Annotated in this window: 10 protein-coding genes and 1 pseudogene; 6 read left to right on the plus strand and 5 right to left on the minus strand. The window is 41.0% G+C overall.

Annotated features, from left to right (window positions below; genetic code table 11):
• Positions 1-142 precede the first annotated feature (142 nt).
• Complete coding sequence (locus V7L12_RS33290; RefSeq protein ID WP_442947904.1) at positions 143-340, plus strand: WD40 repeat domain-containing protein; 198 nt, start codon at positions 143-145, stop codon at positions 338-340.
• A gap of 39 nt (positions 341-379) precedes the next feature.
• Here V7L12_RS33290 and fghA read toward each other — a convergent pair whose 3' ends face one another.
• The 3 genes from fghA to V7L12_RS21750 form a co-directional block, all read right to left on the minus strand.
• Positions 380-1,255: an S-formylglutathione hydrolase gene (gene fghA / locus V7L12_RS21740; RefSeq protein WP_335087410.1), complete on the minus strand. Its 876-nt coding sequence runs from the start codon at positions 1,253-1,255 to the stop codon at positions 380-382.
• A gap of 699 nt (positions 1,256-1,954) precedes the next feature.
• Positions 1,955-2,329, minus strand: coding sequence for a 4a-hydroxytetrahydrobiopterin dehydratase (locus tag V7L12_RS21745; protein WP_335087412.1), 375 nt, complete (start codon positions 2,327-2,329; stop codon positions 1,955-1,957).
• Between the two features lie 638 nt (positions 2,330-2,967).
• Positions 2,968-3,477, minus strand: coding sequence for a thiol-disulfide oxidoreductase DCC family protein (locus tag V7L12_RS21750; RefSeq protein WP_335087414.1), 510 nt, complete (start codon positions 3,475-3,477; stop codon positions 2,968-2,970).
• 388 nt (positions 3,478-3,865) lie between these two features.
• On the opposite strand from V7L12_RS21750, the pseudogene V7L12_RS21755 reads away from it, so the two are divergent.
• A pseudogene (locus tag V7L12_RS21755) lies at positions 3,866-4,195 on the plus strand (HU family DNA-binding protein).
• Between the two features lie 4 nt (positions 4,196-4,199).
• Here V7L12_RS21755 and V7L12_RS21760 read toward each other — a convergent pair.
• Positions 4,200-4,766: a hypothetical protein gene (locus tag V7L12_RS21760; RefSeq protein WP_335087416.1), complete on the minus strand. Its 567-nt coding sequence runs from the start codon at positions 4,764-4,766 to the stop codon at positions 4,200-4,202.
• Between the two features lie 83 nt (positions 4,767-4,849).
• The gene (locus V7L12_RS21765; RefSeq protein ID WP_335087422.1) at positions 4,850-5,191 is read right to left on the minus strand and encodes a hypothetical protein; all 342 of its coding nucleotides are present in this window, start codon (positions 5,189-5,191) and stop codon (positions 4,850-4,852) included.
• 148 nt (positions 5,192-5,339) lie between these two features.
• Here V7L12_RS21765 and V7L12_RS21770 point away from each other — a divergent pair, with 148 nt between their 5' ends.
• The 4 genes from V7L12_RS21770 to V7L12_RS21785 all read left to right on the plus strand — a co-directional run bounded on the left by V7L12_RS21770 (position 5,340) and on the right by V7L12_RS21785 (position 7,012).
• Positions 5,340-5,660 carry a helix-turn-helix domain-containing protein gene (locus V7L12_RS21770; RefSeq protein ID WP_335087417.1) on the plus strand — a complete coding sequence of 107 codons (321 nt, stop codon included), beginning with the start codon at positions 5,340-5,342 and terminating at the stop codon, positions 5,658-5,660.
• 268 nt (positions 5,661-5,928) lie between these two features.
• Positions 5,929-6,168: a hypothetical protein gene (locus V7L12_RS21775; protein WP_335087418.1), complete on the plus strand. Its 240-nt coding sequence runs from the start codon at positions 5,929-5,931 to the stop codon at positions 6,166-6,168.
• Between the two features lie 133 nt (positions 6,169-6,301).
• The gene (locus V7L12_RS21780; protein WP_138506138.1) at positions 6,302-6,568 is read left to right on the plus strand and encodes a hypothetical protein; all 267 of its coding nucleotides are present in this window, start codon (positions 6,302-6,304) and stop codon (positions 6,566-6,568) included.
• 138 nt (positions 6,569-6,706) lie between these two features.
• The gene (locus V7L12_RS21785) at positions 6,707-7,012 is read left to right on the plus strand and encodes a hypothetical protein (protein WP_335087420.1); all 306 of its coding nucleotides are present in this window, start codon (positions 6,707-6,709) and stop codon (positions 7,010-7,012) included.
• Positions 7,013-7,102 lie beyond the last annotated feature (90 nt).

Consider the following 7,102-nt stretch of genomic DNA (forward strand, 5'->3'; position numbering starts at 1 on the left):
ATAATTTCGATTTCAGACACGGTAGTAAATACAATCTGGTATGATTTGCGCTGGATTATACCAGATTGTGTCTACATTTAGAATGAAATAGCCCTATGGATTATACCAGATTGTGTCTACATTTAGAATGAAATAGCCCTCGATCAGCCCCGATGGAAAAATTCTGATCTGCGGCAATTATGATGGCAGTATTAAACTGTGGAGCTTAGAGACTTTAAAGGCGTTGCATACCTTTCAAGATGGTTCCAGTTCTGTTTTAGGGCTTGCTCTGAGCCGAGATGGTAAAACCCTTGCTAGTAGTAATGAGGATAGCATTATACATATTTGGCAAATTAAATAACTGCATTGTTTAACTACAATATAAAACTTAAGAAAAGTGTCAAATCTGAATTCCTATTTTCCGGTCTAGTTTTTTAAAAGCGATCGCATGGTGGCGGATATGATCTTCAATAAAACTGGCGATGAAATAATAACTGTGGTCATAGCCTTCTTGGTAACGCAAGTTTAGCGGCTGGTTAACATCTGTACAAACTTGCTTAAACACCTCTGGCAGTAATTGTTTAGCTAAAAATTTATCACAAGTCCCTTGATCAATAAGAATTGAACTGTGATAACCTACTTGCTTGACTAATTCACTAGCATCATAAGCACGCCAATTTTCTTGATTGCTGCCAAGATAACCACTGAAAGCCTTTTGACCCCAAGGACAACGCATAGGTGCAGCTAGAGGTGCAAAGGCTGATACTGATTTGTAGAGTTCTGGGTTTCTCATTGCACAGACAAGTGCCCCATGTCCGCCCATCGAATGACCGAAAATGCCTTGTTTATCAGGTTGGGTGGGGAAATTTGTAGTAATTAAAGCAGGTAATTCCTGGACGATATAACTATACATTTGGTAGTTTTGACGCCACGGTTCTTCTGTAGCATCAACATAAAAACCTGCACCAGTGCCAAAGTCCCAGTCATCATCCTCACCTGCAATGCCAGTATTACGCGGACTGGTATCTGGTGCAACCAATATCAAACCGTACTCAGCGGCAAAGCGCTGCACTCCTCCCGCCTTCGCCATAAAATTCTCTTCCGTGCAAGTTAATCCAGAGAGAAAATAGAGAATCGGTACAGGATTTTGAGTTGCTTGTAGTGGTTGATAGATGGTAAAGCGCATTTCAGCGTTACAGGTGGAGGAGTGATGACTGTAGAAACCGAGTTTGCCACCAACGCTTTTATATTCTGAAATGAGGTTGAGGTTAGCCATTAGTTATATTCTGCTTTCCTGAGCGGCTGCGGAGAATGGTTATTTTAGCGTAAACTACGGGGTATTAGTACCATTGGAACAGAAAACCGGGTTAAACATTATTACATTAATAATATAGATTTATTTCAAAGCTGAAACCTGGTTTTCTCGTTAAGCAACTACTTGGGAACTTGAAACATCAGTTACTACAATCTTCAATAAAAACCTTACAGGATAAGATTTTTAAGCTTAACCTGGTTTTCTGTTCCAATGATACTTGTACCCCAGTTAGTGAACTTTCACCAACAATAGTTGACTAGTTACTAATTAAGCCTTTTGACGAGTATAAACGAGTAAATTGGTTTGGTTTATCTCTGGGAAAAGCTTTTGATTTAACTTTTCAATAAAACACTCAAAAGTCAATCATTCTTGAGTTATCACACTGGGGCAAATAGATTCATATATACAAAATGAGTGAGGAAGAGTTAAAAGATGTGCAATCTATTTTTTCATATTTACATAAGGAATATATAATTTTTAGATGTCAGAAAGTTACTTAATTTTTAGGCGGTTAGCTGTTCAAAGGGTAGGTCTTATGTAGGTGATGCCCATCTAGCAAATACGGAATCAAGTGAGACTTTAGAACAGACAATTTCAGCACTCAAGGCAAAAATACTAGAACTGTTCCAAGCTTTTTGAGCAATTTGAAGCCCCACCGCTCTAGTTAGTAAACCCAGTAGCGATATCATCAGTCTTAGCTGCCATAATGAAATCGTTGCGATGCAGTGCTTGAATCGCGTGTGTCCACCAAGTAACTGTTACCTTGCCCCATTCGGTCAGTAAAGCGGGGTGATGTCCTTGTTTGTCAGCCTCTTCACCCACTAGTTGAGTAAAGGCTAGTGCTGTCTGAAAATCAGGAAAGTTGTAGACACGCTGTAGATGTGACTCACCATTCTCCTCAATCATCTTCCAATTAGGTATCTGAGGCTGAAGTTCAGCAATTTCAGTCTCAGTTACTGGCGGCGAATCACCACTACAGGGAACACAAGTTTTTTGTAGTAAAGCTTCCACTGTTCTTGCTCCTTCACGAGTCACAATTTCAATTGAGTGTGCTGAATCAGTTGTGGTTAGAGATAATCCCTAATTTAGTAGTCTGCCTCTAATTTCAGCTTACTACTACTCCCCTTGAATCGACTAAAATTCTACATCTGATGTCAATCAAAACCTAAAAGGTTAGAGAAGTAATCCAAGGGTTGAATGACAGGGATAGCTATTGTTTTGATTCGCTCAAAGGCTGATTTTTTCTTTGATAAATCGCTCGCTTATGGCACTTCCAGACTAGGAAATGCCCAGCCCAAGGGGAAAGTTAGTTAAGAGAACGTGGTCAACCCGTCTACATTCAGAGGACTCACCGGATCAAATATATTTTGAGCTAGACTTTGGATTAAGGCTCTGAAAGCCCTTCTATGAAGAAACACTACTGCCAACGGTGCTTTGATCATTCGTGTTCGCGTTCGCAAACGCCAACGGGTTCCACAATCCATTATCTGGCGAGGGGACTGGTATTAAGTTCGGTGAATCACTGACGATATGTCTGAAGCGAATGCAACGAAAATAAACTTACGCCATGCTACCTTTGCTGATTTTTCTTCCAGCAGCGCCTCAATGATGCGCTACACCTGTTCACCTGTGACTTCAGTTTTAGTAAGACATCATTTATTGTGAAACTGAGCTTAGTCATCTCCATCCATTAAGCGACAACGGCTTTGGGTCTTGCAAGCAAGTCGAGAAGAACGCTCTCGTACAATAGTCGCTAAATCTGGTCGTCCTGTTAGAAAAAGTCGCCAATCAGCCCAAATCCCATATAGGAAGTCGGCAATAGCACCGATAACTGGTAAGGAAGTTGCAGCATAGACCCAACCCATCCCCAGAATTTCGTAAATGCGATGGAAAACCTCAACATTTTTAACTAGCGTTCCGTCTGGCAACACAGCATGAATACGCCCCATTGCAGTTTCATAGTCAACACCGCCATGTGTTTGGGGATTGTAGTCATCAGCTGCAATATCTACAAACGCCACCAGCCCTCGACTGGCGTCCCGCTTTTTCAAAAAGTTAACCTCACGCAGACACAAGGGACATTGGCCGTCATACAGCAGTTTGATTTTCCACGACGGCAGAGTGGATAAAGGCTGGTCTAGAGAGTTGTTACAACCGTAGGATTGGATTTGTGGTGAGGACATTTTGGGATCTTAACTAAGTTTATTTCCTTACATAAAGCGTAACGCCTCTGGAATTATAAGTAATGCCTAATGTAAATTAAAAACGTCTCTTCTCCTGTAAGGTTTGAGAATTGCCAAAAATTATGCTTTTAGAATTATCAACGAAATTACAGGGGTTTCAACATTTAATTCACATTAAACGTAAGTATTTCACTAACAACGAAAAGTTCTACAATCTTACCCGCAGATGAGAATATTCAGATGCCTGAAATCTGGAGCAACCCGGAATTTCCTGAACAAGGTACATGCCAGGACGTTATTGTTAGTTTTATTTGTCAATGCGTGAGTTCTAGCATTTTTAGAAGTTGCGATCGCTCCTACCCTGACTTTACAATGCTGGAGTGAATTTATGAACTCATGTGAAGTAGTAGATGCTGTAGCAGCAAAGACCAACATCACAAAAAAGTAAGCATTGGAAGTCATTAGTGCTTTTTTGTCAGTAGTTATCGAAGCTGTAGCGAATGGGGATAAGGTAACGCTCATTGGGTTTGGCTCATTCGAGCGATGCGATCACTCCCAACGCGAAGGGCGTAATCCGAAAACCAATGAGCCAATGACTATCCCAGCAACCATTGTGCCTGCATTCTCTGCTTGTTACAGTTTAAAGAAAAAGTTACACCCTAATCAATACAAATGTATTTACTTTACTACTGTCAATCCAATGACTGCAAAGCCATAATCGATTAATTCAAGTATCGAATCGACTGTGAAACTTTGACTGCTTCTTGGGGAGTAACGTTACTGCAATTAGACAATTCTGGCATTACTCCCGTACCAACAAATCTGTAAAAGGGGCCATTTTGCTCTCCCCACCACTGCGATAGCAATGTTGGTTGTTTGGCATTACCGTATAATCCTTGCTCCAAAGCGCTTTTTCCAAATATCGGAGAATTTATCGGGTAACTGCGCGACCCAGAGGGTAAGTCGCCAATACCCCCAGATACTGACTCAATCCCAAAGCATTTATCTGCACTTAAATTTTGGTAAACAATTAAGTAACGCAAACTGTCAATATTTTCGCGCCCAGCCGAGACTATTACCTTGTCGGCATGGAAATTTGTGGGTACGTAACTTGGTAATGCTATTTTTAAGCCTAGTGAACGTAAAACTTTTAATTGAGTCGGTGTTAATTTTATTACCGAATTGCTTTGTGGAGGTTTGGGTTGAGCAATTACCGCAGCCGTAGAAGCGATAACATAGATGGCAAAGCAAGAGGAAGCAAGCTTAATTGGGTATTTGAATAATTTCATAGGTGATAGCTATATATGACTTGGGTTCATAAAGTTGCAAATTGCTTGATCTCTCAATAGCAGCAGAAGGCGAGCATTAATTACTATTTGCTCAGAGAATTATGTCTTCTATATTCAATCCGAACTTGTTTAACGTCAATTTGCCCAGACTCTAAAAACACAAGTTGCTCAACTTGGTATAACCCTAAATCTTTAAACTGTGCTAATTCTGAGTTAGATAATGGCCAAGGTGGCCCATCCGGTTCAGCTTCTGTGTCTCGAACACGAGTAATCATCAACAGCGTTCCACCAGGAGCAAGTACAGAGGTAACTGAAGAAATAACCCAAGAACGCACATTCAAGGGCAAAGCTTGAATATTGCGACATTCAAAAACTTTGTCAAGTTTAGCTGATTGGGTTCCAAGGGTTATAAAAAAAAGCGTTATCCACTAGCTGATTATCCCTCACAATTAACTGTTAATGAGCAACACCGAATAGACTAGCTTTCTTGAACATAGGCTATCACACTGGCTCACTATTTGCTACTAATAGTTGCAGTAAGCTATTGCTTTCGTCAATTAAAAGTTGCATAATATGGCAAGTCAAGAACAATCAGAGGTCGTAATGTTACCACTTAGTGAAGTGGGGTCTATTAGATGGACAGATGCGCGTGGGCAGAAAATGCGTGAGTTGCGGGGCGATATACCGTTAATGGCTTTATCCAAAAGGCTTACTGAATTTGAAGTAGATATTTCCCGCCAGTACTTGAACAGAATGGAGACAAATACAGATGTCAAAAACGCTTCTCCAGAAGTCATTACTGCCTTATGTCAAGTATTTGGCTGTACCTTAGCTGAATTACTGTGTCTGAAATCAACCTTAATTGTGCAATTAGGGGTTGATAATTGCAACTAAGAGTTGCACAATGATTGTAAGGAAAAGCGAACTGTCTATCCCAAAACGCATTTAAAGAGATTGCAAACTAATTCAATGCACCAAAACTGAAGTGCCACCGGGAAAAGTAGCCGGAGCTAAGACCGGAGTAGCCGGAAGTAACCTTGTAACGCTCAAATCGCCGGAGATAAGTCCGATGACCTAACTAAGTCTGAAAACTGGTTATAAAAAATCAACATTCCAGAATCAAGGCGTAGTTTACCGCCGCAGGCATCGCTACTCCACAAGTATGCGGTCGCCTACTGAGCTTCAGACTGCTCATAACGTATATCTTGATGGTAAGTTCTTGGGTGTACTATTCAAGGTCAGAAACACTGATGAGTTATGGTCAAATGACCCGAAGACTTACTACTGGCGGTGTGGGGATGGTGTGAAGTATTGGAGCGTAAAAGAGGCTATTGTAGCGCTCTCCAAGGTTACGGCTGTGGAAGAAATGCCACAAGTTCGTCGGGAGTTGATAGCAGCGTAACAGGTGCGGTGGCGTGACTAAAATTACTTTTCGGTCACATCGACTGTTTTTAGCTACGCCTCGCTCAACAGATGACGAGATGACACAGCGATATGGCTAAAATTGTAGTTGAGGATGTCAGCAAGGAGAAAAGATGACAGACGATGTTAGATTTGACGATATTTACCTACGCCTCAATGAACTGACACAAGATGTTACAAACTTAAAAATTCAAGCAGGAACCATTGGAACGTCTCAAACTGCCATTGCTCAGACAATGACGCTGGCCACTGGTTTAGCTTCGGATATGCGGCAAGTCAAAGCGGACATTAGAGAAATGAAATCTGACCTCAGAAACTTAAACGCAGGCTTAGAGGAAGTTCTCAGGCTATTGCGTCAGAGAAATAGCCCAGAAGAATAGTTACACTTGATACAAATCACCAAGTTTTCCAGCGCTTTTGTAATAGCAAGAGCGCTATTTTATTGCCAATTTCACACTTCGTCATTAGAACTAAAGGCTACGCCAAAGCACTGTGAAGTGCTATCTAGAATCTTTATCATGTCTCAAGAAACATCGTATTTACTTGCTTCTTTGATGCGGCAAGAAGAACTACTTAAACAGTTGGTTGCCTCAATCAATAAACCGAAGTTGGGGCTACACAATGAAGCTGGCAGTTGCAAAATCTATTGCAATCGTCACAATGGTTCGCTGTGGTATACGTTAAACAATGGGGAACCACAGGCTATTGCTCAAAGTGCATTAACTGGATATCTAAAAGAGCTGCGTTTTGAGAATGCAGAACGCCGCAACAAAGAAACCTCGAAACTGCTAACTACAATTCAGGCTAATAGAACATACATCTAAGAGGGTGTTTTAAAAGTTGTGAGCGGTAAAAATTTATGCCAAACGCCTCACCATAATGCGAATCATCGCAAGATAGATAAAAGTCTCCGA

The organism is Nostoc sp., assembly GCF_036918245.1.
Classification (GTDB): domain Bacteria; phylum Cyanobacteriota; class Cyanobacteriia; order Cyanobacteriales; family Nostocaceae; genus Nostoc.

Excerpts from the sequence above, each read along its gene's own strand:
- fghA (WP_335087410.1), bottom strand. The coding sequence starts at position 1,255 with ATGGCTAACCTCAACCTCATTTCAGAATATAAAAGCGTTGGTGGCAAA.
- V7L12_RS21750 (WP_335087414.1), bottom strand. The coding sequence starts at position 3,477 with ATGTCCTCACCACAAATCCAATCCTACGGTTGTAACAACTCTCTAGAC.
- V7L12_RS21760 (WP_335087416.1), bottom strand. The coding sequence starts at position 4,766 with ATGAAATTATTCAAATACCCAATTAAGCTTGCTTCCTCTTGCTTTGCC.
- V7L12_RS21770 (WP_335087417.1), top strand. The coding sequence starts at position 5,340 with ATGGCAAGTCAAGAACAATCAGAGGTCGTAATGTTACCACTTAGTGAA.
- V7L12_RS21775 (WP_335087418.1), top strand. The coding sequence starts at position 5,929 with ATGCGGTCGCCTACTGAGCTTCAGACTGCTCATAACGTATATCTTGAT.
- V7L12_RS21780 (WP_138506138.1), top strand. The coding sequence starts at position 6,302 with ATGACAGACGATGTTAGATTTGACGATATTTACCTACGCCTCAATGAA.
- V7L12_RS21785 (WP_335087420.1), top strand. The coding sequence starts at position 6,707 with ATGTCTCAAGAAACATCGTATTTACTTGCTTCTTTGATGCGGCAAGAA.